This window comes from Pseudomonas sp. Marseille-Q1929 (assembly GCF_017316265.1).
GTDB lineage: Bacteria > Pseudomonadota > Gammaproteobacteria > Pseudomonadales > Pseudomonadaceae > Aquipseudomonas.
This window is the reverse complement of record NZ_JAFLWU010000004.1, coordinates 211994-238319: the sequence shown is the minus strand read 5'-3', so window position 1 is coordinate 238319 and position 26326 is coordinate 211994. Positions and strand designations below refer to the sequence as shown.

Genomic DNA, 26326 nt, shown 5'->3' with positions numbered 1-26326 from the left:
TATGCGTTTTGCCCTGATCATCGCTGTGCTGTGCAGCCTGGCCGGAGTCGCTCACGCGGCCCCGGCCAGCGAGCCGCACAAAGCCTACCTGACCCTCATCATCGACGACCTCGGGCAAAACCTGCCCCGGGATCGTCGCGTGCTGGCCCTGCCTGGGCCGGTGACCACGGCGATCATGCCCGACACGCCCCACGCCGCCGAATTTGCCCGCGAAGCCCACAAGGCCGGCAAGATTGTGATCCTGCACATGCCCATGGACCCGGCCACCGGCCCGTTCGCCTGGCACCCCGAGCTGCCCATCGAAGAACTCGGCAAACGCCTGGACGCCGCGTTCAAGGCGGTGCCCTACACCGCCGGCATCAACAACCATATGGGCAGCCGCATGACCGCACAGCCCGCGGCAATGGCGTGGCTGATGGCCGAGCTGCTACGGCGCCACAAGTTCTTTGTGGACAGCCGCACCAGCGCGCAAACCGTCGCTGCCGCCGAGGCGCAGAAGATCGGCCTGGCCAGCGTCTCGCGGGATGTGTTCCTGGATGACGAGCGCACCGAAGCGGCAATCACCACCCAATTGCAGACGGCAATCAAGCTGGCCCACAAACAAGGCTCGGCCGTGATGATCGGCCATCCCTACCCGCAGACCCTGGCGGTGCTGGAGCGCGAACTGCCCAAGCTCAAGGCCCAGGGCGTGGACTGGATCGATATCAAGTTGATGATCAGCGTGCGCAGCAATCAGGCGATGGCCGGGCACGGCAAGGATGGCACCTACAGGTAGCGCGCCATGATCTCGTCAATAGCGCCGTCTTTGCGCAATTGGTCGAGCGCCGCCTGCAATTTGCTCACCGTGTCATCCGGCACTTCTTTGTTCAGCGCCAAGTACAATTGCGCGCTGTTGAAACGCAATACAGTCTTGAGCCCGGTCACACCCACTTGGCGCGCCAGGTAACGCCCGGCCGGGTCGCCGGTGGCCCACAGGTCGATCTGGCCATCCAGCAGCTTTTGCGCGTTGTCCTGGTCGCGCAACACCACCACCGGGTTGAGGCCCTGTTTCTCCAGGGTTTCGGCAATGGCATCGCCTTTGTAGGCGCCAATCTTGTAGCGCCGTGCGTGTTCGAGGTCCGTCAGTTGGATCTTGCTGTCAGCCTTGGCCAGCAGCACCCAGTCGTCCGGGCCGATGGGGCCGACCCATTTGAACAAGGCTTCGCGATCCGGCAGGCGCGCCATCACGAACACGCCGTAGCCAGGTTTTTCCAGGGCGAGTTTGTAGATGCGCTCCCAAGGAAAACGTAGGGTCAGGTTGTAGGAAATGCCGGCGCGCTTGAAGGTTTCGCGCACGATGTCCACGGCGATGCCTTCGATGTTGTCTTCCTTGGCGAAGTTCTTGCCGTTTTTCGCCATGTTGTAGGGCGGGAAGTTTTCCGTCAGCAGCACCAGGGCGGTGCCCGACGGTTCCTCGGCATGGGCCGAGCCCGTCAAAAGGATGGACGTACTGGCGAGGGCGAGCAGCAGCTGTTTGAACATGAAGGGATACCGGAATCCATGGCAAGCGCAGAGAGTGCCGCGCACTTGCCATGGTGTCCAGCAGCGTTTAGCGAACGACGATACCGCGCGCCGCCATGTAGGCTTTTGCCTCGGGAACGGTGTATTCGCCAAAGTGGAAAATACTCGCCGCCAACACCGCGCTGGCATGGCCTTCGATCACGCCGTCGGCCAAATGCTGCAGGTTGCCGACGCCGCCGGAAGCGATCACCGGAATCCCCAGCGCGTCGCTGATGGCACGGGTTACGCCCAGGTCAAAGCCGTTTTTCATGCCGTCCTGGTCCATGCTGGTCAGCAGGATCTCACCGGCGCCCAGGCCTTCCATCTTCATCGCCCACTCCACCGCGTCGAGGCCGGTAGGCTTGCGACCGCCGTGGGTGAAGATCTCCCAGCGCGGGGTTTCGCCCGGGCCGGAGACTTTCTTGGCGTCGATGGCCACCACGATGCATTGCGAGCCGAAGTGCTGCGCGGCTTCGCCGACGAACTCCGGGTTGAATACGGCGGCGGTGTTGATCGACACCTTGTCCGCGCCGGCATTGAGCAGGTTGCGGATGTCTTGCACAGTACGCACGCCACCGCCCACGGTCAGCGGGATGAATACCTGGCTGGCCATGCGCTCGACGGTATGCAAGGTAGTGTCGCGGCCGTCGACGCTGGCGGTGATGTCGAGAAAGGTAATCTCGTCGGCACCTTGCTCATCGTAGCGACGGGCGATTTCCACCGGGTCGCCGGCGTCGCGGATGTTCTCGAACTTGACGCCCTTGACCACGCGACCGTTGTCGACGTCCAGGCAAGGGATGATGCGTTTGGCCAGCGCCATGGTCAGTCCTCAGCCGTTGTAGGCGTCGCAGTAAGCCTGGGCTTCGGCGACGTCCAGGGTGCCTTCGTAGATCGCACGGCCGGTGATGGCGCCGATGATGCCCGGGGCCTTGGCGTCCAGCAGCGACTTGATGTCACCCAGGTTATGGATACCGCCGGAAGCGATCACCGGGATCTTGGTCGCAGCGGCCAGCGCGGCGGTGAACGGCACGTTGCAGCCCTGCATCATGCCGTCTTTGGCGATGTCGGTATAAACGATGGCGGACACGCCATCGGCTTCGAACTGCTTGGCCAGGTCAATCACCTGCACGGTGCTGATTTCAGCCCAACCGTCGGTGGCGACGAAACCGTCTTTAGCATCCAGGCCCACGATCACTTTGCCCGGGAACGCGCGGCAGGCTTCGGCAACGAACGCCGGATCCTTGACCGCCTTGGTGCCGATGATCACGTAGCTCACGCCCGCCTTGACGTAGTGCTCGATGGTTTCCAGGGAGCGGATACCGCCACCGATCTGGATCGGCAGGTGCGGGTAGCGCTTGGCGATGGCGGTGACCACTTCACCGTTGACCGGCTGGCCTTCGAAGGCGCCATTCAAGTCCACCAGATGCAGGCGACGGCAGCCCCCTTCCACCCATTTGGCAGCCATGCTCACCGGGTCATCGGAGAACACGGTGGAGTCTTCCATGCGGCCTTGGCGCAGACGTACGCAGGCGCCGTCCTTGAGATCGATAGCGGGGATAATCAGCATCTGGCAAACCTTATTCGATATTCAGCAATGCTTGGGAAATCAGGGTTTCTCAAGCGACCACAGGTCGCTTTCGATGCTTTCGAACCGCTCTTTGAGCAGCGTCTGCGCATCGAAAATCGCCCGGTTGTAATAGTGCGGCGCAACTTCGGTGGTGAACAGTTCGAGGATCTCGGCGACCTCGAACGAACCCAGCTTCAGCTCGAAGCGATCTTCCATGAACCGCTTGATCTTGAGGGTAGCCTCACTCTCCTGTTCGGGCGTGAGGTTCAAGAGCGGCAACTTCGGCTTCTTGGCCATTTACCAGCGCCCGTTCCAGGCGGCGAAGTTCTGCAGCAATTGCAGGCCATGGGTATGGCTCTTCTCCGGGTGGAACTGCACGGCAAAGCGCGAGCCCTCGGCCAGCGCGGCGGCGAAATCGACACCGTAGTGCCCGCCGCCCACCACCTGGGCCGGGTTACCGGCGGCGATGTAGTAGCTGTGCACGAAGTAGAAGCGCGCCAGGTCCGGGATGTCATGCCACAGTGGGTGATCCACCGTCTGACTGACTTCGTTCCAGCCCATGTGCGGGACTTTCAGGTGGGCGCCGTCTTCGTGCAAGTCCTTGCCGAAGAACTTCACCTGGCCAGGAAACAGGCCGATGCAGTCCACGCCGTCGTTCTCTTCACTGCGGTCGAGCAAGGCTTGCATGCCCACGCAGATGCCGAGGAACGGACGGTCCTGGCTGACTTCGCGCACCAGGCTGTCAAAGCCCAGGCGGCGGATCTCGGCCATGCAATCGCGAATCGCGCCCACGCCGGGGAATACCACCCGGTCGGCTTCGCGAATCACATTGGCATCGCTGGTGATCAGCACCTTGCCGGCACCTACATGTTCGAGGGCCTTGGCCACCGAGTGCAGGTTACCCATGCCGTAATCGATAACCGCGACCGTCTGCATTACAGGACGCCCTTGGTCGAGGGCATTTGCCCGGCCATGCGGTCATCCAGCTCCACGGCCATGCGCAGGGCGCGGCCGAAAGCCTTGAACACGGTTTCGATCTGGTGGTGGGTGTTAGTGCCACGCAGGTTGTCGATGTGCAGGCTGACCAGGGCGTGGTTGACGAAACCCTGGAAAAATTCCTGGAACAGGTCGACGTCAAAGCCGCCCACGGTGGCGCGGGTGTACGGCACGTGCATCTGCAGGCCTGGGCGGCCGGAGAAGTCGATGACCACACGCGACAGCGCTTCGTCCAGCGGGACATAGGCGTGGCCGTAGCGACGGATGCCTTTTTTGTCGCCGATGGCCTTGGCAAACGCCTGGCCGAGGGTGATACCGACATCCTCCACAGTGTGGTGGTCGTCGATATGCAGGTCGCCCTTGCTGACGATATCCAGGTCGATCAGCCCGTGACGGGCGATCTGGTCCAGCATGTGCTCAAGAAAAGGTACACCGATATCAAATCGGGCCTTTCCGGTGCCATCCAGGTTGATCGAGGCTTTGATCTGGGTTTCCAGAGTGTCGCGCTCGACGGACGCCTTACGTTCGGCCATCACCAGCTCCGCAAAATCATTGGGCGAAAAAGGCAGCCATTATAGGGGCGCGGGCGCTAAACAGAAACATCGGAGGGGATAAGACTGATGGAGTGTCGGGGATAGACATGTGCATACAAGCAGGTGCTCCAGGATGGTGCACCTGCCTGTATTCAACTTAGTGGAACAGTACCGCCGTCTTCTGCAGGGTCACCCACACACCCCACGCCAACGGAATACCCACCACCAACCAGGCGGCAATCGCCAATGGCACAGTACCTGGCGCAGCTTTCCACTCCAGGGAAGTGCTGGCGTCGGCGCCTTTGTCATGGCCCAGCGCCTGTTCGGCGGCCAGTTCGGCGTCGGTCATGAAGTACTTGTCGGCCACCGGACGCACCAGCAGGTTGCAGATGAAGCCCAGCACCAGCAGGCCGGCGAGGATGTACAGGGTGATGTCGTAAGCCGCAGCGCGTTCAACGCCGATGCTCAGCTGATACTCACGCAGGTAGTTCACCAACACCGGGCCCAGTACGCCCGCTGCTGCCCAGGCGGTCAGCAGGCGACCGTGGATCGCACCGACCATCTGCGTACCGAACAGGTCGGCCAGGTACGCCGGAACCGTGGCAAAACCACCGCCGTACATCGACAGGATGATGCAGAACGCCGCCACGAACAGCGACACGTTGCCCAGGTGACCCAGGTTCGGGATCAGCGCGTACAGGGCAAAACCCAATGCGAAGAACACGAAGTAGGTGTTTTTACGGCCCAGGTAGTCGGAGAACGACGCCCAGAAGAACCGGCCACCGATGTTGAACAGGCTCAACAGACCGGTGAAGCCCGCCGCGATCGCCGCGATGGACGCCAGTTGACCGGCATCCAGTTGGCCAAACGGCACATCCACGCCCAGCAGCTTGCCGCCGAACACTTCCTGCAGCAGGGGCGACGCCATGCCGAGGATGCCGATACCGGCGGATACGTTCAGGCACAGCACCAGCCACACCAGGCGGAACTGCGGGGTTTTCCAGGCCACATTCACATGCACGTGACGGTGGGTGATCATCGCGTTGCTGGCTTTTTTCGCCGGCGCGGTCCAGCCCTCAGGCTTCCAGCCGGTCGGCGGTACGCGGTAGGACAAGGCGCCACCGATCATGAACACGAAGTAGATCGCCGCCATCACCAGGAAGCTCTGCCATACGCCCACGCTGTCAGGCGTGGCGAAGTGGCCCATCAATGCCGCTGCCAGCGGGGCGCCAACCATCGCGCCGCCGCCGAAGCCCATGATCGCCATGCCAGTGGCCATGCCGCGCTTGTCCGGGAACCACTTGATCAGGGTCGACACGGGCGAGATGTAACCCAGGCCCAGGCCGATACCGCCAATGACCCCGGAGCCGATCCACATCAGCCAGATCTGGTGGGTATAGATCCCCAACGCCGAGATCAACAGGCCGCCACACCAGCACAGCGCCGATACAACGCCGGCCTTGCGTGGCCCGGCATGTTCCAGCCAGCCGCCCCAGATCGCTGCCGAGCAGCCCAGGAAGATGAAGAACAAGGTGTAGATCCAGCCCAGCATGGAGATGGGCCAGTCACATTGGGACGAGAAGATTTGCGCGATAAAACTCATGTCTGGCGCGCAGGCGAGCGGCTTGGTGACGCCCAGCGCCTTCGACAACGGCAGCCAGAACACCGAGAAACCATAGGCCATGCCGATGCACAGGTGGATGGCCAGGGCGGCCGGCGGAACCAGCCAGCGGTTGAAGCCGGGCTTGGCGATGATGCGCTCCTTGGACAGGAACGCAGGCTGTGCGGCAGTTGAAGCTGCCGCAGTGCTAGTGCTCATTGGTGTTTCCCCCAGTTATTAGTATGCGTTCGTCAGGCGCTCTCTCCCTCGGCCTTGCACGCAGAGCGTTGGCCGTTGTTGTTGAGTGAAGCTCCATTGATGCGCGACGTTGTGTCGCAGAAGGCAGACGAACCCGCGAAGATTAGCACCTGTGGATGACAGAAAAACCAAACTGACATCACCTTTTTCGGGATATCTGTTTTGTTTGACGCCAAAATCCCGTTTTGCTGGGTCTGGATACAATGTAACGATGAGGGAACTGACGTACGGTTACGGGCGTTATACTCTGCGGCTAAATTTTGAAATCGACATACAAGGACTCGCCCATGAAAGCGTTCGGCAAAATCCTGGGTCTGGTACTTCTCGGGCTGTTGCTGATCATTGTGGCGCTGGGCTTTGCCCTGACCCACCTCTTCGATCCCAACGACTATAAAGACGAGATTCGCCAGATTGCCCGCGACAAGGCCCACATCGAGCTGACGCTCAATGGCGACATCGGCTGGAGCCTGTTCCCCTGGCTCGGCCTTGAGTTGCACGAAGCCAGCGTGGCCACCCTGACCACCCCGACGCAACCGTTCGCCGACCTGCAGATGCTCGGCCTGTCGGTACGCGTGCTGCCGCTGCTGCGCCGCGAAGTGCAGATGAGCGACGTGCGCGTCGAAGGCCTGAACCTGCGCCTCAACCGCGACAAGCAGGGCCACGGCAACTGGGAAGATATCGGCAAGAACGCGCCTGTCGCGTCCACCGAAACCACCGCGCCAGCCTCCACGCCGGCAGAGCCCGCTGCCGAGCCCAAGGCAGAGAAGCCGCCACAGCCGATCCGCCTGGACATCGACAGCCTGACCATCAACAACGCCCGCGTCGAATACAACGACGAGCAGACCGGCAAGCAATTCAGCGCCGAGAGCATCCAGCTGAGTTCCGGTGCGATCCACGACGGCGCGAGCATCCCCGTGAAGCTCACCGCATTCTTCGGCAGCAACCAGCCGGTGATGCGCGTCAAGACCGAGCTCAACGGCAACCTGCGCATCCAGCGTGCGCTCAAGCGTTACCAGTTCGAAGACATGCGTCTGAGCGGCGAAGCCACCGGCGAGCCACTGCAAGGCAAGACGGTGACCTTCTCCACACAGGGGCAGTTGTTGGTGGACTTGGCGGCGAACGTCGCCGAATGGACCAACTTGAAGCTGTCGGCCAACCAGTTGCGCGCCTTGGGCGAGCTGAAGGTCAACGACCTCGACAAGACCCCGCAACTGAGCGGCGCCCTGTCCATCGCCCAGTTTGACCTGGCCAAGTTCCTCGACAGCGTCGGCCAGCCGTTGCCGCCGATGGCCGAGGGCAGCCTGAGCAAGGTCGAACTGGTCAGCCGCCTCAGCGGCACGCCCACCCGCGTGGCCCTGGACGACCTGAACCTGAAGGTCGACGGCAGCACCTTCACCGGCCGCATTGCCGTGGATGACTTCGCCAAGCAATCCCTGCGCGTACAACTCAAGGGCGACACCTTCAACGCCGACAACTACCTGCCGGCCAAGTCCGAAGCCGCCAAAGGCGCCTCCGCCGCACGCCAGGCCGAAGTGCAGAACAGCGAAGCCGGGGCCATGGCCGCCGGCGGCACCACGCCGCTGCCGGACGCGCCCACCAAGGGCGCGTGGAGCACCGACAAACTGCTGCCACTGACGCGCCTGCGCACATTGGACGTGGATGCCGACCTGGCCTTTGGGCAACTGACCCTGAGCAAGCTGCCGATCGAGAACGCCGTGCTCAAAGCCACCGGCATCGACGGCCAACTCAAGCTCAACACTTTGAGCGGCGGCCTCTACAACGGCACCTTCCAGGCCAACGGCAACCTCGACGTACGCCAGGATATCCCGCTGCTGGCGCTGCAAAGCCAGATCAAGCAAGTGCCGGTCGAACGCATCCTGCAAGCCCAGGGGCAAACGCCACCGGTGAAGGGCCAGATCACCCTCGACAGCAACCTCAGCGGCCGCGGCAACAGCCAGAAAGCCCTGATCGACAGCCTCAACGGCACCGCCAGCTTTGTGATCAACAACGGCATGCTGCTCAACGCCAACCTTGAGCAACAGCTGTGCACCGGCATCGCCCTGCTCAACCGCAAGACCTTGAGCAGCACGCCACAAGGCAAGGACACGCCGTTCCAGGAACTGCGCGGCAACCTGACCTTCCGTAACGGCGTCGCCAGCAACCCAGACCTGAAAGTGCGCATCCCCGGCCTGACCGTCAACGGCAACGGTGACATCGACCTGCGCGTGCTGGGCATGGACTACCGCGTGGGCATCCTTGTCGAAGGCGACCAACGCGCCGTGCCAGACCCGGCCTGCCAGGTGGGCAGCAATTTCCAGGGCATCGAAGTGCCGCTGCGCTGCCGCGGCCCGCTGGAACTGGGCGCCAAGGCCTGCCGCCTGGACAAGGACGGCCTCGGCCAGGTCGCGATCAAGGCGGCCGGCAACAAGCTCAGCGACAAACTTGAAGAGAAACTCGACAAGGTCAACCCGCAGCTCAAAGACGCGCTCAAAGGCCTGTTCAAACGATGAGAAACGAGCAGTTTTCAACGGCGGTGCTGGACTGGTACGACCGCCACGGTCGCCATGACCTGCCCTGGCAACAGGGCATCACGCCGTACCGGGTGTGGGTCTCGGAGATCATGTTGCAACAGACCCAGGTGAGCACCGTGCTCAACTACTTCGACCGTTTCATGGCCTCGCTGCCGACGGTCGAAGCCCTGGCCGCCGCACCGGAAGACGAAGTGCTGCACTTGTGGACCGGCCTGGGTTACTACACCCGCGCACGCAACCTGCAAAAGACCGCAAAGATTGTCGTGGCCGATTACGGCGGCGAGTTTCCCCGGGACGTGGAAAAACTCACCGAACTGCCGGGCATCGGCCTGTCCACCGCCGGCGCGATTGCGAGCCTGAGCATGGGCCTGCGCGCGCCGATCCTCGACGGCAACGTCAAACGCGTGCTGGCGCGCTTTACCGCGCAAGAGGGCTACCCAGGCGAGCCCAAGGTGGCCAAGCAGCTGTGGGCCACCGCAGAGCGCTTCACGCCCCATGATCGCGTCAACGCCTACACCCAGGCGATGATGGACATGGGCGCCACCCTCTGCACCCGCAGCAAACCCAGCTGCCTGTTGTGCCCGCTGGAAAAAGGCTGCGAAGCCCACATGCTCGGCCTGGAGACGCGCTACCCGATCCCCAAGCCGCGCAAGACCATCCCGCAGAAGCGCACGCTGATGCCGATGCTGGCGAACGCCGAGGGCGCGATCCTGCTTTACCGCCGCCCATCGACAGGGCTATGGGGTGGACTGTGGAGCTTGCCGGAGCTGGACGACCTGCAAGACCTCGAACACCTCGCCCACCAGCACGCGCTGGAACTGGGCAAGCAACAGGCATTGCCGGGGCTGATCCATACCTTCAGCCACTTCCAGCTGGCCATCGAGCCCTGGCTGGTGCAGGTCGAGGAATCCGCCCATCACGTGGCCGAGGCCGACTGGCTCTGGTATAACCTCGCCACCCCGCCGCGCCTGGGCCTTGCCGCCCCGGTCAAGAAACTGCTGAAGCGCGCGGCCGACGTTTTGAATGCAGGAGTGTCGTCATGACCCGCACCGTAATGTGCCGCAAGTACAAAGAAGAACTGCCAGGCCTGGAACGCCCTCCGTATCCTGGCGCCAAGGGCCAGGACATTTTCGAGAACGTCTCTGCCAACGCCTGGGGCGACTGGCTGAAACACCAGACCCTGCTGATCAATGAAAAACGCCTGAACATGATGAACGCCGAAGACCGTAAATACCTGGCGGGCGAAATGGACAAGTTCTTTTCCGGCGAGGATTACGCCAAGGCCGACGGCTACGTGCCGCCTGCTCAATAATTGATCAAAAACCGGGGTCGGCACGTAAGCGACGGTAATAATTAAATATTTTTTGAAAACTTGCTTGACGACCCCCTGAAAAACCCGTTTAATGCGCCCCGTTGCCCAGATAGCTCAGTCGGTAGAGCAGGGGATTGAAAATCCCCGTGTCGGCGGTTCGATTCCGTCTCTGGGCACCACTAATTAGTTTTAGGTGGTGCGAACATCATCTGAAACACACAAGAAACCCGCCTAGTGCGGGTTTTTTGTTGCCTGCGATTTTGTGCAGAAATTTCACTTATCCAAGTGGCGATTTAGAGATAGTGAATTTATCTGCAGCGGCCTCGAAGCTGATTCCACAAGGGCTACGCCACTCACTTTTTGAGATAACGCTTCGCCCAGTTAGAGAAATCCTCCAGCATCGTCACTTAAGCAAAAACACCATCAACGGATTGTCATTCAACCGCCCACTGAACACCGGCGCCTGATGCTCCAGCGGCGTCCCCGTCAGCAACGCCGTTTCCTTGCGCGCCACGATCACCCATGCAGGCCGTGGCAACGCGCCCAGCCGCGCTACCTCGCCGGCACTGACAAACAGCGGCTGCTCATCGTGATCCAGATTCATCATGTAGCGCACCGCCCAGGTATCACGACCCAGATTGAGAAACACCAAGGGCCCGGGCTGCGTGACGCGAAGCGCCTCAACCTGGCCAACGAAGGTGCGGGTGTCGAATTGCAGGTCCTTGGCGCGATCCACCACGGTCACCAGCACCAACCATTGCGCGATCAAGGCGATTGCACTGAGCCACACCAGCCGACGCCAGGCGATCACTGCCGCCACCTGCAAAATCAACAACGCGCCAATCAGCAACGGCAACGAAACGTCCGGCCAGTAACCGTGCTTCTGCCACCCATGCCGACAGACAAAGACTACAACCACGCACAACGCCGGTAGCGCCGCGACAAGCCCTTCGTAGCACCTGCGCACGCCAACGAGCCAGCTTTGCGCCTGGAGCAGCCCATAGGCGGCGACAGCGGCAAACAGCGGCACCATGGGCAAGATGTAATAAGCGCGCTTGAAGTGCGGCACCGACAGCCCGAGCAGGATCATCAGGCCGCAGGCTCCCAGTCGCACGACCAATTGCAAATCGTCATTCGCAAACCGCTCAGACCAGCGATGGCGCAGCGCAATCAGTGTCGCCAGCGCCAGCGGCACGACCGGGAAGTAGCGGTACACGCTCAACTGGAAGTAGAAGTAGAACGGCTCGCCACTTTCATCGAGGCGCCCGCCGACCTGCATCTTGAACACCTCATCGGCAAAGGCATCGCCACCGCTGATCCGCGCCAGCTTCACCAACAGCCACCAGCACGCCGCCAACAGCAGCAGGCCAACCGCGCCGTGGATCAGCACCTGCCTGACCCGCCGCCCGGGGCGGCTCAGCGCCCAGTACACGCAGACCACCCCACAGACTTCGATCAAGCCCAACGGTCCACGAATCGCAAAGCCGAGAATGAACAACGGGAACACAGCGAGCTGGCGCCAGCGCGATCCCAAGCGTTCACCGGTGTGCAGCAGGTAGAAACTACCTACACACAGCAGCGACACCATCTGATCCAGGCACACCGAGCGCGATTTATCGAGCAACTGCGCGGTGAGCAGCGTCAGCAGCACCGTCAGCAGCGCCCATTGACGACTCGACGGGACCAGCAGGCGGTAGATCAAGGCAACCACCCCGGCGGACGCCAGGGCTGTGGGCAGGATATTCGCCAGGTGATTGGGCGCACCGAACAGCCGGGCAAATACAAAACTGAAGAAGGTCGCGGTGCCGGGATAGTCCGCGTAGGGCTGGCCGTAGGTTGTCGGGAAAAAACTCGCGCCATGGCGAAACATTTCTTGCAGGAACAGCGCCCAGCGTCCGTCAAAGCCCTGGGGCTGCTGATCCCAGATGCCCAAGGTAAACAGCAATAAGGCCAGCAGGAAAATGCCCAGGGACTCCAGGCGAAAACGGTTGCGGTGATCCATCGGTTGACCTGTCAGGTGAAGGGCGCCGACCTATGGTGCCGACCACCCTGCTGAATCGCGCCTGAACAGACTCACAGTTACCGACGTGCGGGCCACACCAACGCCGGGATCAGGCGGATGTAGATCAATTCACCCACCAACTCGATCAAGGTTTGCAGGATCACCACCGTCGCCGCCAACCCGCGTACATCCTCGGGCAGGGCCAGCGCCAAGGGCAGCACCACCAACGAGTTGCGCGTCGATGCGCTGAACGTCACCGCGCGCGCCGTCGCCGCCGGCAGTGCGAACAGGCGCGCGGCCAACATCCCCATCAGCGGCGACAACACAAGGAAGCCCACGTACACCGGAATCACCGGCACCAGCAGGCTGATATCACGTACCACCGAGGTGATTTGCGACGCGATCACCACAAACAGCACCAACGCCATCGCCGGCACCGGCAGCCAGGCCCAGGCGTTGTTCCACGCGCTGACGAGCGAGGATCGTCGTGCCAGTGATGTGGTCAGCACTGCCAGAATCATCGGCAGCACAATCAACAGCAGGAACGCCTCGACAAACGGCCCCGCCGCCACCACCACGCCCGATTGCGCCCCCAGCATCAACCCCAGGTACACCGGCAACAGCACCAACTGCACCAGCAGCAACACCGGCGTCGCCGCCAGCATCAACCGCGAATCGCCCTTGCCGATATGGGTAAACACCACCACGTAGTCGATGCACGGCGTCAGCAACACCAACAACACCCCCACCAGCAACGCTGGACGTTCTACCAGGCCAAGGGTCAACACCCACACCAGCAACGGCACCAGGATGAAGTTGGCCAGCAGCAAAGCCGATAGGAAACGCTTGTTGACCAGGGCTTGGCGCAATTCCAGAAACGGGATTTGCAGGAATATTGCGTACATCAGCAAGGCGATTGCGGGCGTGACCAGCATGCCCAGGCCGCTGGCCGATGAAGGCACGAGCAAACCGAAGCCGGCTGCCAGGAGGACGGCGACGAAGTAGAGGGGGATCTGATGGTGTTCGAGGGTGTCGCGGGTCATGACAGCGCCCTAGCTGATCGCAAAGGCAACAAGCCTATGGATCTATTGGCGAGAGGTCGAGTGGTAAGGCTTGAGCTTGTCAGAGGGATATTCCTGACGGGTGTGTAGCACCGTCAGTACCTCGATTTGCTCCAGCACTCGATAAACCACCAGATAATTGGGATGAACAACCATTTCGCGCGTACCGATCAAGCGACCACACTTGAATCCGTAGGGCATTGAAGACAGCCCTTCAGTGGCCGCCACAATCTCTCGGTGAAGGGCTGCAGCGGCAACGGGGTTGTACTGCTCAATATAATCAATGATATCGGTCAGGGCGGCGATAGCCTCAGGCCGCCACTTAACGAGCAGCACGGCGAGCCTTGCGCCTCTCTTCCAGCATCCTCTCGACTTCGGCCATGGCCTCATCATGCGGAATGCTCGGGCGAGGATCATCAATCGACGCCTGCACCTTGGCCCGAAACCAACGGTCGTAGCTGGCAGCCTGCTCTTCTGTTTCAAACTCTGAAACGATGGGAGAAAGTGGGATGCTCATAGAGATCTCCGAGTTGGGTGCCTGCCAGTCTAATCGGTCCATGGTCGGGTGTCGTTCCTCTCGGATGTATGGCTCTATCAGTGAGCGCCGAGATTAGTGAACCCACCAAAGGCAGGACAAGTACTGGCAAACTGGCCAACTGTTACTAAAAAAATAAAAACGATTAAAGGCAGAACCCCAATGAATTTGAATGACGCCTCTTCGCGAATGCCCGATGTGACACGCATGCCAAGTCAAAGCACCCCATTCAAAGAACCCACCGCCGACAACCACCTCCTCGGCGGCTTCACCTGGCGCCACCCGCGCACCGACTTCGAACGCGCCGTCGTCATCATCAACGCCGCCACTTCCCTGCGCTGCCGCTATTACTCGCGTTTCGCCGACTACCTCTACACCAACGGCCTTGACGTCATCACCTACGACTACCGTGGCATCGGCGAGTCCCGCAGTGGCTCGCTACGCGGCTTCAAGGCTTCCTGGTCGGATTGGGGCACGCTGGACTTCGAGGCGATCCTGCAGCGCGCCCAACGGGAGTTTCCCGGGCAACCCATCGACGTGGTGGGCCACAGCTTCGGCGGCTGCGCGGCAGGCCTTGGCGCGTCGGGCACGGTGATCCGGCGCATCGTTACCGTCGGTGCACAGTTTGCCTATTGGCGCGACTACGCAGCACGTGGGCGCTGGCAGATGCTCGCCAAATGGCATGTGCTGATGCCATTGCTAACGGCCCTCTGCGGATACTTCCCCGGCAAGCGCCTGGGCTGGCTGGAAGACACGCCAGCAGGCGTGGTGCGGGACTGGAGCTCGCCGACGCCCCGCTATGAAACGCGGCCCAGCGGACGAGACCTGGGTGAGCTGCCATTCAGCCGAGTGACGGCGCAACTCCTGGCCATCAGCCTCACCGATGACCCATTCGGCACCGTGGCAGCCATCGAGCGGCTACTCGGCTACTTCGTCAACAGCGAACGTAGCCATCTGCGGATTGCGCCCGAGGACATCGGCGAGAAACAGGTCGGGCATTTCGCCTTTTTCCGCAGCGAGTATCAGGACCGGCTGTGGCCGATAGCATTGGCGTGGCTGCAAAACGGCCAATTACCGACAGATACCCTTGGGATTTGCGCCAAGCTGCGCTTCAATACCCCACTCTGAACCCTAGGACGTCACACCCATGGCCTCGCCAAACAAGCAGCAAAAACGCGCCCAACGGGCCAAGACCAAGGCCAAGCAAAACCGCACCCAGCGCGCTACCGCGAGCAAGCCAGACGCGTTTGCCGGCGATGACAGCCGCATTGATCTTGAGTCAGTGGATTTGACCGAGCTGTTCGTCGAGATGCGCGCCGCGGGCGAGATCAGCCAGCAGGCATTGTGCGCAGCGTTCCTGTCGCACCCGTTGCTGGCGCTGGTGCTGGAGCAGGAAGGCGAAGAGGAAGCCACCGACTTTATCCTGGCGGCGCTGATCGAGTATCGGCAGTGGGCCACGGATAGCGATGATGAAGCGACGGCACTGGCGTGGATTGAGTCGCCAGCGTTCCAGGCGGATTACGTTGCGGCGTCCCAGGCGCTGGCTAACTCAGCAGACTGACGCAGAACCCAATGTGGGAGCGGGCTTGCTCGCGAATGCGGTGGATCAGCCAACTGATTCAGTGACTGACACTCCGTATTCGCGAGCAAGCCCGCTCCCACATTTTTTAACGCATTCCGTCAGTTAGTGACTGCGGCGCCTACTCTCTGCGCCTTGCGACGACTGGACACCAACAACCCCGCCGCCACCACCAGCAAACTCAACACCCCAGTCGCAATAATCTCGACCCGATGCGCTTCCTGAAACAGCATGATGGTCAACGTACCGACGATAAACACCATCACCGCGTAGGTCAGGCCCGGGAACAGCCACATCTTGAAGACAATCTTCTCACCCGCTGCCGTACGCTTCTGACGCATACGCAGTTGCGACACCGCGATCACCAGGTACACCAGCAGCGCGATCGCGCCGGAGCTGGCCAGCAGGAATTCAAACACGGCAGCCGGAGCCACGTAGTTGGCGAACACCGCGAGGAACGCCGCGCCGGTAGACAGCATCACTGCCCAATAAGGCGTGCCGCTCTTGTTGGTGCGCTTGGCCACGGCCGGTGCATCACCACGACGACCCAGGGAGAACAGCATGCGCGACGCGGTGTACAACGCCGAGTTCAGGCAGCTGGTCACGGCAACCAACACCACGATATCAACGATCATCTTGGCGTTCGGGATGCCCATGCGTTCCAGCACGGTCTGGTAGGAACCTACGGCCGCGAGGGTCGGATCGTTCCACGGCACCAGGGACACCACGATGAAGATCGACAGCAGGTAGAACAAACCAATCCGCCAGATCACCGAGTTGGTGGCCTTGGTGATTTGCTGACCAGGGTTCTTCGATTCAGCAGCAGCGATGGTGACGATCTCGGTGCCCATGAAGGAGAACATGGTGGTGAGGATTGCAGCCAATACCGCGCCCATGCCGTTCGGCATAAAGCCTTGGGTGTCGAACAGGTGCGAGACGCCGCTGACCTGGCTGGTCGGCAGGAAGCCGAAGATCGCGGCCAGACCGAGGATCACGAAGCCCACGATGGCCACGACTTTGATCAGCGCAAACCAGAACTCGAACTCGCCGTAGTTCTTCACGCTGAACAGGTTGGTCGCCGTCAGCAGCAGGGTGATGACCAGCGTAAACGCCCAAATGGCGATATCCGGGAACCAGGCGTGCAAGATGGTCGCGGCGGCGTTGGCTTCCAGCGGGATCACCAAGACCCAGAACCACCAGTACAACCAGCCGATGGTGAAACCGGCCCAGTGGCCGATGGCGCGGTCGGCGTATGTCGAGAACGAACCGGTGTCCGGCGACGCCACGGCCATTTCGGCCAGCATACGCATCACCAATACCACCAGCGTACCGGCGGCGGCGTAGGCCAGCAGCACAGCAGGGCCGGCGGCAGCAATCGCGTGGCCGGAGCCAACAAACAAACCGGCACCAATAACGCCGGCAATCGACAGCATGGTGACGTGACGCGGTTTGAGCCCCTGTTCGAGGTCATTGGAGCTTTGCGTACTACTCATTGACACACCTTTGCGAGGAATTGCGAAAACGGTCCGCCCGGCCTGCGCTCTTTCTCGTGAAAAGAAACCAACAGGGCGTTCTTTATTTTTTACGCAAGATTTGCGCCAAAATGTTACAAGCCCGCAATTGACGCGGGCTGTAGGACAATTCAACAGCCCTCGCAACTCATTGAGAACAATGAAATTCCGCTATAGCGTTACCGTGCGACTCACTTTTAAACGAAAGCACGCACCAAAAACACACACAAAAAGTACGTGACGCGCCATAACGGGGCTGATATGCACCGTTTGCCCGATTGACCCTTCCAACCCCCGGCCAAAGCTGGCACCATCGCGCCCTTTTTTACGCGAAGCCTGCCGGTTTACGGGTTCAAACGTCTGTTCGGTTGTTGATGGCGCGACACGCTGCTGTGCCGATGCGACACCCTGCCGCAGACCACCTGTTAACCGTCCGCAGCGCTGTTGGCTGTCATTCAAACGCTATGCTAGCTTGGCGCCTCGCCAGGAAGGCGGCCCAACAGCAAGCACGCAACGAACACAATGAGGACCGCACATGGCCGAGGCCACGCCCGCGCTTGAAATCCGCAACTTGCATAAACGCTATGGTGAGCTGGAGGTACTCAAAGGTATCTCGCTGACCGCTCGCGACGGCGATGTGATCTCGATCCTGGGTTCCTCCGGTTCCGGCAAGTCCACGTTCCTGCGCTGCATCAACCTGCTGGAAAACCCGCACCAGGGCCAGATCCTGGTCGCCGGCGAAGAGCTCAAGCTCAAGGCCGCGAAAAACGGCGAGCTGATGGCCGCCGACGGCAAGCAGATCAACCGCCTGCGCAGCGAAATCGGTTTTGTGTTTCAAAACTTTAACCTGTGGCCGCACATGAGCATCCTCGACAACATCATCGAGGCCCCACGTCGTGTGCTCGGCCAGAGCAAGGCCGAAGCTATCGAGGTGGCCGAAGCCCTGCTGGCCAAGGTCGGCATCAGCGACAAGCGCCACGCCTACCCCGCGCAATTGTCCGGTGGCCAGCAACAACGGGCCGCCATCGCGCGTACCCTGGCCATGCAGCCTAAAGTCATCCTGTTCGATGAGCCCACATCGGCCCTTGACCCGGAAATGGTTCAGGAAGTACTTAATGTGATCCGCGCACTGGCCGAAGAAGGCCGCACCATGCTGCTGGTCACCCATGAAATGGGCTTCGCCCGCCAGGTGTCCAGTGAAGTGGTGTTCCTGCACCAGGGCCTGGTCGAAGAGCAAGGATCGCCACAGCAGGTGTTTGAAAACCCGCTTTCGGCGCGCTGCAAACAATTCATGTCCAGCAACCGCTAACGGAGCAACATGCATGCAGAACTATAAAAAATTCCTTCTGGCTGCGGCCGTATCGATGGCGTTCAGCGCCACGGCCATGGCGGAAACCCTGAAAATGGGGATCGAAGCGGCCTACCCGCCCTTCAACAATAAAGACGCCAGCGGCAATGTCGTGGGCTTCGACAAGGACATCGGCGACGCCCTGTGCGCCAAGATGAAAGTCGAGAAATGCGAAGTGTACGTGTCCGACTGGGACGGCATCATCCCGGCCCTGAACGCCAAGAAGTTCGACTTCCTGGTGTCCTCGCTGTCCATCACCGATGAACGCAAGCAGGCCGTCGACTTCACCGACCCGTACTACTCCAACAAGCTGCAGTTCATCGCACCCAAAGCCACCAAAGACTTCAAGACCGACGCCGGTTACCTGAAGGGCAAGATCATCGGTGCACAACGCGCGACCTTGGCCGGTACATACCTGGAAGACGAGCTGCCGGACACCACCTCCAAGCTCTACGACACCCAGGAAAACGCCTACCTCGACCTGATCTCCGGCCGCCTCGACGGCATGCTCGCCGACAAGTACGTGCAGTACGAATGGCTCAAGAGCAAAGACGGTTCCGCCTACGAGTTCAAGGGCGACCCGGTAGTAGAAAGCGACAAAATCGGTATCGCCGTACGCAAGGGCGACCCGCTGCGCGAGCGCCTGAACAAAGCCCTGGCAGAGATCAAGGCAGACGGCACCTACAAGAAGATCAACGACAAGTACTTCCCTTTCAGCATCGAATGATCTGAACGGTATGCCCGGCGCGCTCACTTGAGCGCGTCGGCTTTTAGCAATGCCTTGCGATATGAAAACACCATGAATTTCGATCTCTACGGATTCGGCCCCGCGCTTGCCGCTGGTGCGCTGATGACCGTCAAACTGGCGCTCACGGCACTGTGCCTGGGGCTGGTGCTCGGCCTGGCCGGCGCCCTGGCCAAGACGTCCCCGTACAAGCCGCTGCAATGGCTTGGCGGCGCTTACTCGACCCTCGTGCGCGGCATTCCCGAACTGCTGTGGGTACTGCTGATTTATTTCGGCACGGTCAACCTGATGCGTGCCCTCGGCGAGTTCTTCGGTAACCCCGACCTGTCCCTCAGCGCCTTTGCCGCCGGGGTCATCGCCCTGGGCCTGTGCTTTGGCGCCTACGCTACCGAAGTGTTCCGTGGCGCGATCCTCGCCATTCCCAAGGGCCACCGCGAAGCCGGTGTGGCACTGGGCCTGTCGAAGTTTCGCATCTTCACCCGCCTGATCATGCCGCAGATGTGGCGTATCGCCCTGCCGGGCCTGGGCAACCTGTTCATGATCCTGATGAAGGACACCGCGCTGGTGTCGGTGATCGGCCTGGAAGAAATCATGCGCCACGCGCAGATCGGCGTGACCGTGACCAAGCAGCCCTTCACCTTCTTCATGGTCGCGGCCTTCATGTACCTGGGCCTCACCGTCCTGGCGATGACCGCCATGCACTTCCTGGAAAAACGCGCCGCCCGCGGCTTTGCAAGGAGCACCCAATGAGCGGCGACTACAGCTGGCTGGCGCATTTCGACCTGGGCCTGAACTGGGCCGTAATCATCAAGTGGCTGCCCAAACTGGCCCAGGGCGCGATCCTCACCCTGGAGCTGGTGGCCATCGCCGTGATCGCCGGCCTGCTGCTGGCGATTCCGCTGGGTATCGCCCGTTCCTCGCGGCGCTGGTACGTGAGCGCCCTGCCCTACGCCTACATCTTCTTCTTCCGCGGTACGCCGCTGCTGGTGCAGTTGTTCCTGGTCTACTACGGCCTGGCGCAGTTCGATGCAGTGCGCGAGAGTTTCATGTGGCCGTACCTGCGCGATCCGTTCTGGTGTGCCACCGCCACCATGACCCTGCACACCGCCGCCTATATCGCCGAGATCCTGCGCGGCGCGATCCAGGCGATCCCACCGGGTGAGATCGAAGCGGCGCGTGCCCTGGGCATGTCCAAGCCGAAGACGCTGTTCTACATCATCCTGCCGCGCGCCTCGCGCATCGGCCTGCCGGCGTACAGCAACGAAGTGATCCTGATGCTCAAGGCCAGCGCCCTGGCCAGTACCGTGACCCTGCTGGAACTGACCGGCATGGCCCGCACCATCATCGCCCGCACCTATTTGCCGGTGGAGATCTTCTTCGCCGCCGGGCTGTTCTACCTGCTGATGGCCTACATTCTGGTGCGCGGCTTCAAGCTGTTGGAACGCTGGCTGCGCGTTGATGCCTGCCAGGGACGTTGAGGCCCGATTCGAGGCGCTGGATCGGTTCCTGTGCGAACACCAAGGGCTGTGGCGACCACGGCCCTTCACCCACCGGCAACTCTCCTGGGAAGCCGAACACCCCGCGCTCTCCCACTGGCTGCGCCAACGTTCGTTGGCAGACGCTGAAACCGTCCACAACCATCCCCATGACCTAGCTGCCCCCGCACCGTTTCCACAACTGGCAGCCGAGGCGTTGGCGCTCAGTGCTGTGGATAAGTTACCGACGACGCCCCTTGATCCGGCCCGCCATCGCCTGAATGTCGATGTACCCGGGCGCAAATGGCAACAGATCGAAGCCTTTGGCGCCGCACTGGGATTTTCCGCAACGCCGACACACTGGCTGGATTGGTGCGCCGGCAAGGGCCACCTCGGCCGTCGCTTGCTGCAAAGCGGGCAACACCTGACCTGCCTGGAATATGACCCCGCACTGATCGCCGCCGGCCAGGCCTTGAGCGAACACCACGGCCTGCCCGTGACCCATCGCCTGCAAGATGTGATGGCCGACGTCGCGCTCAGCGCCGAGCACACGCCCGTCGCCCTGCACGCCTGCGGTGACCTGCACGTGCGCCTGCTGCAACTGGCCAGCAGCGTCGGCTGCAAACAACTGGCCCTGGCGCCCTGCTGCTACAACCGCATCGGCGCAGAGCGTTATCAAGCCCTGTCCAGCGCAGGCCAGGCCTCGGCGTTGCAGTTGTCTATCGACGACCTTGGCCTGCCTCTCAGCGAAACCGTCACCGCCGGCGCCCGCGTGCGTCGCCAGCGCGACACCTCCATGGCGCGGCGCCTGGGTTTCGATCACCTGCAACGGCAACTGCGCGGCTGCGACGACTACTTGCCCACCCCTTCTCTCCCCAGCGCCTGGCTGGACAAACCCTTCGCCGACTACTGCCGGGAACTGGCGACGCTCAAAGGGTTATCCACAGGTGAGCAAGATTGGCATGCGTTGGAGGCGCACGGCTGGCAGCGCCTGGCCGAGGTCAGAAACCTGGAATTGGTGCGTGGTCTGTTTCGGCGCCCGTTGGAACTATGGCTGGTGCTGGATCGGGCACTGTTCCTGCGCGAAAACGGCTACAGGGTTGAGGTGGGCAGCTTCTGCGAAGCTACATTGACGCCGCGCAACTTGATGGTGCTTGCCGAGCGCGATTAAAGGGCAAGATTGTCGCAGCCAAGCCTGTGGATAACTCTGTTGATGAAATCTTTACAGCGCCTGTAGCCATCTGCATTACGGGCCAAAAGCCAGGCTGTTCATTTTTTGTTCACAAAATAAAACACTCGCAAAACAGGCAGTTGCGACGTGTTGAGAACAGATCCACACAATCGCTGTTGAATCGCGGCAGCAACCAACCAATTGTGCATAAGCATCTGGCATCTTGCCTATAACGCGACCGCTCAAGGCGTGGTTGTTGGCCGGGTCAGTACACGGCACAGCTCGTTGATATCGTCGCTGGCGAGGCTCTGGCCCACGTTGTCCAGCGGGTCCGAACCAAAGGCCAGGGCTTCGCTGAAGGCCAGGTCGCGGTGCACGACATCCAGCAGCTGTTCACCCAGGCGCAGCTTGAACGCTTCGACCATGTCCAGGCTGAACGCCGAATGTTCATCCAGCTGGTTTATGACGAAGTGACAACGCGGCGGGTGATGGCGCTCACGGTAAGGCGCCAACAAGGCCTCCATCTGGTCCAGCGTGCCGAGGCAGGCGGCGTCCGGCTGCACCACCACCAGCACGATGTCGGCGACGTTCAGCGCTTGGTGCAGGTACGCATTATTGCCAGCGGGCGTATCGATGATCACCGTCTGGAGCGCGCTCAAACTCAGCACCGACAGGCGCTGCGCCAGCCAAGTCGGCTCACGGGTAAGCCAGCGCTGGAGGTTTTCCTGCTGCTGCACATCGGTGTCGCCAAAGGGCATCACCTGGCAACCGGCAAACCCGGTTTGCAAGACGCTCTGCCACTGCCCATTGATCAGGCTGGTACGGCCGATGCCCGGTAGCTCATGGCCCACACCAAAGTGCTGGCGCAAGGCGTTCTGCGGGTCGAGGTCCAATGCCACCACCGACTCGCCCAGGCGCTGCAAGCCGCTGCTCAGTGCCGTGACCAGGGTACTGCGGCCAACGCCACCATTGACGGAGACCACGGCCATTACGGTCGGGTGCGGCGCGTTCGCATCAAAAGGCAGGGCGTGTTCGTAGGCATACGGCGTGTTGGCGCTGAAGCGCGAACCGTCCTTCGCATTCACGCGAGTGCCATCATCGAAGGGGATGGTGCCGAAAAAGTGCAGTCGAGCTTTGCGCCCTTCGGGGTCGCGGGACACGCCCTTGCCGAACAGGGCAAACAGATCATCAGTGCGGCTCATGGCCGGAGCTCCTTCACGGCGCGTTTAAAGACGTGGGAGGTCGGCAAGAAACAAGGGGCTTACCGCAGTCTTTTTGTAGGCGCTTTCGTTGGGCCATTTTGTGACAGAGATCAGGGAGTGTCATTATTTTGATGTTATTCTCGGCGCTCTTTCGGACGAGCGGAAAACAGCCAATTTACTGACGTTTAAATCCCGTTATTTATGGCCCCGTGATTTCACCGTGCCATTGTTTTTTACCCGCTATCACCGCACCATTGCCGCACCTTCCAGGCTGCAAGCTCGGGTATAGCTGTGGCGATACGCTTTAAAATCCCCCGGATTCTGTTCGGTTTTGCCATCACGCTGATGCTGGGTGGCGGGCTGCTGGGCGATTTGCATGCCGATTGGGACTTCAGCCAGATCAGCCGCCGTGCCGAGGCGCTCTATGGCCCACTGGGCGCCGGGCGCCAACGCATCGATGCCTGGCAGAACTTGCTGTCGACGCAGAAGCAAATCGGCGAGCTTGAGCAACTCAAAGTGGTCAACCTGTTCTTCAACCGGCAGATGAAGTACGAAGAAGATATCGACCTGTGGCACGAGATTGATTACTGGGCGACCCCCATTCAATCCCTGTGGAAAGGCGCCGGTGACTGCGAAGACTACGCCATCGCCAAGTATTTCAGCCTGCGTAACCTCGGCATCCCGGCCGACAAGCTGCGTATTACCTACGTCAAGGCCTTGCGCCAGAACCGTGCGCACATGGTGCTGACCTATTACGCCAGCCCCGAAGCCATGCCGTTGGTCCTGGACAGCCTGATGGACCCGATCCTGCCCGCCAGCCAGCGCACCGACTTGCTGCCGGTCTACGCGTTCAACGGCGAAGGGCTGTGGCTGACCGGGGCGGCGGGCAATAAGAAAGTCGGTGACACCAAGCGCCTGTCGCGCTGGCAGGATGTCTTGAAGAAAATGACCGCCGAAGGGTTTCCGGCCAGTTCGGATAATTAACAGGAGCTACGATGTCACTGTTCAAACAATTGCTGATCGCTATCTGTGTGTTTCTCGTGGTCGCCTTCAGCGGTAGCTTCGTGGTCAGCCTGGAAAGCTCGCGTACCCAGTACGTCAACCAGCTGCGCTCCCACGCCCAGGACGCGGCTACCGCGCTGGCGCTGTCGCTGACGCCGAACATCGATGACCCGGCGATGACCGAACTGATGGTCAGCTCGATCTTTGACAGTGGCTACTACGCCAGCATCCGCGTGATCGACCTGAGCAATGACCAGGTGCTGGTGGAGCGCTCCGCCGAACCCGACGCCAACGGCGTGCCGGCCTGGTTCGTGAAGATGATCGGCCTGGCGCCGGCCGGCGGCGATGCCATCGTCAGCCGTGGCTGGCAGCAGGCGGCGCGCGTGGAGGTGGTCAGCCACCCGATGTTCGCCCTGGCCAAACTCTGGCAAAGCGCCCTCGGCAGCCTCGGTTGGCTGCTGCTGTGCGGGGCGGCGAGTGCGATCCTCGGGGCCTTGTTGCTGCGCCGTCAGCTCCGGCCGCTGGACTATATGGTCGAGCAATCCCATGCGATTGCCCGTCGTGAATTCCTCAGCCTGCCGGACCTGCCGCGCACCCCGGAATTGCGCCGCGTGGTGCAAGCCATGAACCAGATGGTGGAGAAACTCAAGGCGCTGTTCCACGAGCAGACCGAGCGCAGCGAGAAGCTGCGCGTCGAGTCCTACCAGGACAGCCTGACCGGCCTGGCCAACCGGCGCTATTTCGAGATGCAGCTCAGCTCCCGCGTCAGCAACCTGGAAGAACCCAGCTCCGGCTACCTGCTGATGCTGCGCGTCAACGACCTCGGCGGCCTCAACCAGCGCCTCGGCGGGCAACGCACCGACCAATTGCTGCAAGCCGTCAGCCAGCAACTGGTGCGCACCTGCGCCAAATACCCGGAAACCCACAACCTGATCACCCGCAGCCGTGGCGGTGAATTCGCGGTGCTCGCACCGGGCCTGGTGCGTGACGAAGCCCGGCAACTCGCCCAGGAGCTGGAAGCCACCTTGCAGAGCCTGTACGAAACCGGCGCCACCGACATGCCCACCGTGGCCTACATCGGCCTCGCCCCGTACAACCCCGGCGACGCCTCGGCCGATCTGTTGAAACTGGCCGACCAGGCCCTGACCCAAGCGGAAGCCAGCAGCAGCCAGAGCTGGGTGTGCCTGGAACACCACACCGCTGGCACCGTCAGCGATGACCCGCACAGCTGGCATACCCTGCTCGACCATGCCCTGAAGCAAGGGCGTTTCCGCCTGTTCTTCCAGCCGGTGGTGAGCAGCAGCGATACCCAGCGAGTGCTGCACTACAAGGTGTTGTCGCGCCTGCTCGACAACGAGGACCAAACCATTGCGGCCGGTCATTTCCTGCCGTGGCTGGAACGCTTCGGCTGGACCGCGCGCCTCGATCAAGTGATGCTCGATCTGGTCATCAAGCAATTGGCCCAGCATAACCAGTCGGTGGCGCTGAACCTCTCCGCCGCCACGCTGAACGACCCGCAGGCCATGGAGCAGATCTTCGAACGCCTGGCCCAGCACCCAACCTTGGGGCCGCGCCTGACCCTGGAAATCGGCGAAGAGCAAGTGCCCGAGCAAACCCAGTTGGAGCAACTCATCCGGCGCATGCGCAGCCTGGGCTACAGCCTCGGCCTGCAACGTTTCGGTGGGCGCTTCAGCATGATCGGCAACCTGGCGCACCTGGGCCTGGCCTACCTCAAGATCGATGGCAGCTACATCCGCGCCATTGACCAGGAAAGCCACAAACGCATCTTTATCGAGGCCATCCAGCGGGCCGCCCACAGCATTGACCTGCCGTTGATTGCCGAGCGCGTGGAAACCGAGGGTGAGTTGCGGGTAATCCGCGAGATGGGTGTAGAAGGGGTGCAAGGCCAACTGGTCGGTGAACCGGCGCCCTGGAAGTAAAACGTCGAAGCCTCATGCCTCCTTGACGCTGATGCCGTGAAGGAGGTGTGCGGTGTTCAGATCAGGCCGGTCTCATCGTCATTGATCAGCTCACTCAAGCCGCCCAGCGCCGCCCGGGCCTGGGTCCGCTCCAGAAACTTGGCCTGTGCTGCCGGCGGCAAGTCGGTGATGCGGATCACGCCTTTGGAGGTCAGCACCTGAATCAAGTCGTCCAGCACTCGAATCATCTCAAGGTCACTGTTCTTGAGCTGCTTGAGGCTGTCTTCGATCTCATCGCCGGCAAACCACGCCTGGATCTCATGATGGTCAGCCGGTAGCGTCTCGGTGGCTTCCGCGTAGGCCTGCGCCTCGACGCGTACCAAAGCGTTGTTTTGATCGCGTTGCACGTAGAACATCAGCGTTCTCCCAATAAAAAATCC

27 protein-coding genes and 1 tRNA gene are annotated in these 26326 nt (G+C 61.4%); 14 read left to right on the top strand and 14 right to left on the bottom strand.

The genetic code is table 11. The features are described from left to right. Position 1 precedes the first annotated feature (1 nt). Entirely contained in the window at positions 2 to 775 is a 774-nt protein-coding gene (locus tag J1G37_RS08475; protein WP_207041083.1) for a divergent polysaccharide deacetylase family protein, read from the top strand. Here the strand turns inward: J1G37_RS08475 and J1G37_RS08470 are convergent. From J1G37_RS08470 to J1G37_RS08440, 7 genes are all read right to left on the bottom strand, one after another. Continuing rightward, positions 766 to 1521 (bottom strand): ABC transporter substrate-binding protein, encoded by a 756-nt coding sequence (locus J1G37_RS08470; RefSeq protein ID WP_207041081.1) that lies wholly within the window; start codon positions 1519 to 1521, stop codon positions 766 to 768. The two genes, J1G37_RS08475 and J1G37_RS08470, sit on opposite strands and share 10 nt — an antisense overlap. 67 nt (positions 1522 to 1588) lie before the next feature. After that, entirely contained in the window at positions 1589 to 2359 is a 771-nt protein-coding gene (hisF, locus tag J1G37_RS08465) for an imidazole glycerol phosphate synthase subunit HisF (RefSeq protein ID WP_003171107.1), read from the bottom strand. A gap of 9 nt (positions 2360 to 2368) precedes the next feature. Further along, complete coding sequence (gene hisA / locus J1G37_RS08460; protein ID WP_078740239.1) at positions 2369 to 3106, bottom strand: 1-(5-phosphoribosyl)-5-[(5-phosphoribosylamino)methylideneamino]imidazole-4-carboxamide isomerase; 738 nt, start codon at positions 3104 to 3106, stop codon at positions 2369 to 2371. 39 nt (positions 3107 to 3145) lie between these two features. Further along, on the bottom strand, positions 3146 to 3403 hold the full coding sequence (locus tag J1G37_RS08455) for a DUF2164 domain-containing protein (protein ID WP_133076491.1): 258 nt from the start codon (positions 3401 to 3403) through the stop codon (positions 3146 to 3148). Next, positions 3404 to 4042: an imidazole glycerol phosphate synthase subunit HisH gene (hisH, locus tag J1G37_RS08450; protein ID WP_124525393.1), complete on the bottom strand. Its 639-nt coding sequence runs from the start codon at positions 4040 to 4042 to the stop codon at positions 3404 to 3406. Continuing rightward, the gene (gene hisB, locus J1G37_RS08445) at positions 4042 to 4635 is read right to left on the bottom strand and encodes an imidazoleglycerol-phosphate dehydratase HisB (protein ID WP_003218037.1); all 594 of its coding nucleotides are present in this window, start codon (positions 4633 to 4635) and stop codon (positions 4042 to 4044) included. The genes hisH and hisB overlap by 1 nt, the downstream gene beginning before the upstream one ends. Positions 4636 to 4792: 157 nt before the next feature. Further along, positions 4793 to 6454 carry an OFA family MFS transporter gene (locus tag J1G37_RS08440; protein WP_017738353.1) on the bottom strand — a complete coding sequence of 554 codons (1662 nt, stop codon included), beginning with the start codon at positions 6452 to 6454 and terminating at the stop codon, positions 4793 to 4795. 326 nt (positions 6455 to 6780) lie between these two features. Here J1G37_RS08440 and J1G37_RS08435 point away from each other — a divergent pair, with 326 nt between their 5' ends. The 4 genes from J1G37_RS08435 (at position 6781) to J1G37_RS08420 (ending at position 10515) form a co-directional block, all read left to right on the top strand. Continuing rightward, positions 6781 to 9003, top strand: a complete 2223-nt coding sequence (locus J1G37_RS08435; RefSeq protein ID WP_207041079.1) for an AsmA family protein — start codon at positions 6781 to 6783, stop codon at positions 9001 to 9003. Further along, positions 9000 to 10067: an A/G-specific adenine glycosylase gene (mutY, locus tag J1G37_RS08430; RefSeq protein WP_207041077.1), complete on the top strand. Its 1068-nt coding sequence runs from the start codon at positions 9000 to 9002 to the stop codon at positions 10065 to 10067. The genes J1G37_RS08435 and mutY overlap by 4 nt, the downstream gene beginning before the upstream one ends. Then, positions 10064 to 10336 carry an oxidative damage protection protein gene (locus J1G37_RS08425; protein WP_207041075.1) on the top strand — a complete coding sequence of 91 codons (273 nt, stop codon included), beginning with the start codon at positions 10064 to 10066 and terminating at the stop codon, positions 10334 to 10336. Before mutY ends, J1G37_RS08425 begins: the two co-directional genes overlap by 4 nt. 103 nt (positions 10337 to 10439) lie before the next feature. Next, a tRNA-Phe gene (locus J1G37_RS08420) sits at positions 10440 to 10515 on the top strand. Positions 10516 to 10739: 224 nt separating this feature from the next. Here J1G37_RS08420 and J1G37_RS08415 read toward each other — a convergent pair. The 4 genes from J1G37_RS08415 to J1G37_RS08400 all read right to left on the bottom strand — a co-directional run bounded on the left by J1G37_RS08415 (position 10740) and on the right by J1G37_RS08400 (position 13916). Continuing rightward, entirely contained in the window at positions 10740 to 12338 is a 1599-nt protein-coding gene (locus J1G37_RS08415) for a glycosyltransferase family 39 protein (protein ID WP_207041073.1), read from the bottom strand. Between the two features lie 77 nt (positions 12339 to 12415). Continuing rightward, positions 12416 to 13381, bottom strand: a complete 966-nt coding sequence (locus J1G37_RS08410) for an arsenic resistance protein (RefSeq protein ID WP_207041071.1) — start codon at positions 13379 to 13381, stop codon at positions 12416 to 12418. A gap of 42 nt (positions 13382 to 13423) precedes the next feature. Continuing rightward, entirely contained in the window at positions 13424 to 13732 is a 309-nt protein-coding gene (locus tag J1G37_RS08405) for a type II toxin-antitoxin system RelE/ParE family toxin (RefSeq protein ID WP_207041098.1), read from the bottom strand. Next, positions 13722 to 13916: a stability determinant gene (locus J1G37_RS08400; RefSeq protein WP_078731168.1), complete on the bottom strand. Its 195-nt coding sequence runs from the start codon at positions 13914 to 13916 to the stop codon at positions 13722 to 13724. The genes J1G37_RS08405 and J1G37_RS08400 overlap by 11 nt, the downstream gene beginning before the upstream one ends. Positions 13917 to 14096: 180 nt before the next feature. On the opposite strand from J1G37_RS08400, the gene J1G37_RS08395 reads away from it, so the two are divergent. After that, positions 14097 to 15062, top strand: coding sequence for an alpha/beta fold hydrolase (locus J1G37_RS08395; protein ID WP_207041069.1), 966 nt, complete (start codon positions 14097 to 14099; stop codon positions 15060 to 15062). Positions 15063 to 15081: 19 nt separating this feature from the next. Further along, the gene (locus tag J1G37_RS08390) at positions 15082 to 15495 is read left to right on the top strand and encodes a hypothetical protein (protein ID WP_207041068.1); all 414 of its coding nucleotides are present in this window, start codon (positions 15082 to 15084) and stop codon (positions 15493 to 15495) included. 119 nt (positions 15496 to 15614) lie between these two features. Here the strand turns inward: J1G37_RS08390 and gabP are convergent, their stop codons facing one another. Beyond that, positions 15615 to 17006 carry a GABA permease gene (gene gabP / locus J1G37_RS08385; RefSeq protein ID WP_207041067.1) on the bottom strand — a complete coding sequence of 464 codons (1392 nt, stop codon included), beginning with the start codon at positions 17004 to 17006 and terminating at the stop codon, positions 15615 to 15617. Between the two features lie 553 nt (positions 17007 to 17559). On the opposite strand from gabP, the gene J1G37_RS08380 reads away from it, so the two are divergent. The 5 genes from J1G37_RS08380 (at position 17560) to J1G37_RS08360 (ending at position 21763) form a co-directional block, all read left to right on the top strand. Continuing rightward, positions 17560 to 18333, top strand: coding sequence for an ABC transporter ATP-binding protein (locus J1G37_RS08380; protein WP_017738342.1), 774 nt, complete (start codon positions 17560 to 17562; stop codon positions 18331 to 18333). A gap of 13 nt (positions 18334 to 18346) precedes the next feature. Continuing rightward, positions 18347 to 19099 (top strand): ABC transporter substrate-binding protein, encoded by a 753-nt coding sequence (locus J1G37_RS08375; protein WP_207041066.1) that lies wholly within the window; start codon positions 18347 to 18349, stop codon positions 19097 to 19099. Between the two features lie 72 nt (positions 19100 to 19171). Next, entirely contained in the window at positions 19172 to 19867 is a 696-nt protein-coding gene (locus J1G37_RS08370) for an ABC transporter permease (protein ID WP_017738340.1), read from the top strand. A gap of 38 nt (positions 19868 to 19905) precedes the next feature. Then, positions 19906 to 20595: an ABC transporter permease gene (locus J1G37_RS08365; RefSeq protein WP_025999969.1), complete on the top strand. Its 690-nt coding sequence runs from the start codon at positions 19906 to 19908 to the stop codon at positions 20593 to 20595. Continuing rightward, entirely contained in the window at positions 20576 to 21763 is a 1188-nt protein-coding gene (locus tag J1G37_RS08360) for a methyltransferase (RefSeq protein ID WP_207041065.1), read from the top strand. Before J1G37_RS08365 ends, J1G37_RS08360 begins: the two co-directional genes overlap by 20 nt. Before the next feature lie 242 nt (positions 21764 to 22005). On the opposite strand, the gene bcsQ is transcribed toward J1G37_RS08360, so the two are convergent. Beyond that, positions 22006 to 22965, bottom strand: coding sequence for a cellulose biosynthesis protein BcsQ (bcsQ, locus tag J1G37_RS08355; protein ID WP_207041064.1), 960 nt, complete (start codon positions 22963 to 22965; stop codon positions 22006 to 22008). 291 nt (positions 22966 to 23256) lie between these two features. On the opposite strand from bcsQ, the gene lapG reads away from it, so the two are divergent. Both lapG and lapD read left to right on the top strand, forming a co-directional pair. Beyond that, on the top strand, positions 23257 to 23949 hold the full coding sequence (lapG, locus tag J1G37_RS08350; RefSeq protein WP_207041063.1) for a cysteine protease LapG: 693 nt from the start codon (positions 23257 to 23259) through the stop codon (positions 23947 to 23949). A gap of 11 nt (positions 23950 to 23960) precedes the next feature. Next, positions 23961 to 25907 (top strand): cyclic di-GMP receptor LapD, encoded by a 1947-nt coding sequence (gene lapD / locus J1G37_RS08345; protein WP_207041062.1) that lies wholly within the window; start codon positions 23961 to 23963, stop codon positions 25905 to 25907. A gap of 56 nt (positions 25908 to 25963) precedes the next feature. On the opposite strand, the gene J1G37_RS08340 is transcribed toward lapD, so the two are convergent. Further along, entirely contained in the window at positions 25964 to 26302 is a 339-nt protein-coding gene (locus J1G37_RS08340; RefSeq protein WP_017738335.1) for a hypothetical protein, read from the bottom strand. Positions 26303 to 26326: the final 24 nt, after the last annotated feature.

Excerpts from the sequence above, each read along its gene's own strand:
- J1G37_RS08375 (WP_207041066.1), top strand. The coding sequence starts at position 18,347 with ATGCAGAACTATAAAAAATTCCTTCTGGCTGCGGCCGTATCGATGGCG.
- J1G37_RS08390 (WP_207041068.1), top strand. The coding sequence starts at position 15,082 with ATGGCCTCGCCAAACAAGCAGCAAAAACGCGCCCAACGGGCCAAGACC.
- J1G37_RS08400 (WP_078731168.1), bottom strand. The coding sequence starts at position 13,916 with ATGAGCATCCCACTTTCTCCCATCGTTTCAGAGTTTGAAACAGAAGAG.
- J1G37_RS08435 (WP_207041079.1), top strand. The coding sequence starts at position 6,781 with ATGAAAGCGTTCGGCAAAATCCTGGGTCTGGTACTTCTCGGGCTGTTG.
- J1G37_RS08370 (WP_017738340.1), top strand. The coding sequence starts at position 19,172 with ATGAATTTCGATCTCTACGGATTCGGCCCCGCGCTTGCCGCTGGTGCG.
- hisH (WP_124525393.1), bottom strand. The coding sequence starts at position 4,042 with ATGCAGACGGTCGCGGTTATCGATTACGGCATGGGTAACCTGCACTCG.
- J1G37_RS08380 (WP_017738342.1), top strand. The coding sequence starts at position 17,560 with ATGGCCGAGGCCACGCCCGCGCTTGAAATCCGCAACTTGCATAAACGC.
- J1G37_RS08470 (WP_207041081.1), bottom strand. The coding sequence starts at position 1,521 with ATGTTCAAACAGCTGCTGCTCGCCCTCGCCAGTACGTCCATCCTTTTG.
- J1G37_RS08440 (WP_017738353.1), bottom strand. The coding sequence starts at position 6,454 with ATGAGCACTAGCACTGCGGCAGCTTCAACTGCCGCACAGCCTGCGTTC.
- J1G37_RS08425 (WP_207041075.1), top strand. The coding sequence starts at position 10,064 with ATGACCCGCACCGTAATGTGCCGCAAGTACAAAGAAGAACTGCCAGGC.
- mutY (WP_207041077.1), top strand. The coding sequence starts at position 9,000 with ATGAGAAACGAGCAGTTTTCAACGGCGGTGCTGGACTGGTACGACCGC.
- bcsQ (WP_207041064.1), bottom strand. The coding sequence starts at position 22,965 with ATGAGCCGCACTGATGATCTGTTTGCCCTGTTCGGCAAGGGCGTGTCC.
- J1G37_RS08455 (WP_133076491.1), bottom strand. The coding sequence starts at position 3,403 with ATGGCCAAGAAGCCGAAGTTGCCGCTCTTGAACCTCACGCCCGAACAG.
- J1G37_RS08410 (WP_207041071.1), bottom strand. The coding sequence starts at position 13,381 with ATGACCCGCGACACCCTCGAACACCATCAGATCCCCCTCTACTTCGTC.
- J1G37_RS08415 (WP_207041073.1), bottom strand. The coding sequence starts at position 12,338 with ATGGATCACCGCAACCGTTTTCGCCTGGAGTCCCTGGGCATTTTCCTG.
- hisB (WP_003218037.1), bottom strand. The coding sequence starts at position 4,635 with ATGGCCGAACGTAAGGCGTCCGTCGAGCGCGACACTCTGGAAACCCAG.
- J1G37_RS08360 (WP_207041065.1), top strand. The coding sequence starts at position 20,576 with ATGCCTGCCAGGGACGTTGAGGCCCGATTCGAGGCGCTGGATCGGTTC.
- gabP (WP_207041067.1), bottom strand. The coding sequence starts at position 17,006 with ATGAGTAGTACGCAAAGCTCCAATGACCTCGAACAGGGGCTCAAACCG.
- J1G37_RS08395 (WP_207041069.1), top strand. The coding sequence starts at position 14,097 with ATGAATTTGAATGACGCCTCTTCGCGAATGCCCGATGTGACACGCATG.
- hisF (WP_003171107.1), bottom strand. The coding sequence starts at position 2,359 with ATGGCGCTGGCCAAACGCATCATCCCTTGCCTGGACGTCGACAACGGT.
- lapD (WP_207041062.1), top strand. The coding sequence starts at position 23,961 with ATGTCACTGTTCAAACAATTGCTGATCGCTATCTGTGTGTTTCTCGTG.
- hisA (WP_078740239.1), bottom strand. The coding sequence starts at position 3,106 with ATGCTGATTATCCCCGCTATCGATCTCAAGGACGGCGCCTGCGTACGT.
- J1G37_RS08475 (WP_207041083.1), top strand. The coding sequence starts at position 2 with ATGCGTTTTGCCCTGATCATCGCTGTGCTGTGCAGCCTGGCCGGAGTC.
- J1G37_RS08340 (WP_017738335.1), bottom strand. The coding sequence starts at position 26,302 with ATGTTCTACGTGCAACGCGATCAAAACAACGCTTTGGTACGCGTCGAG.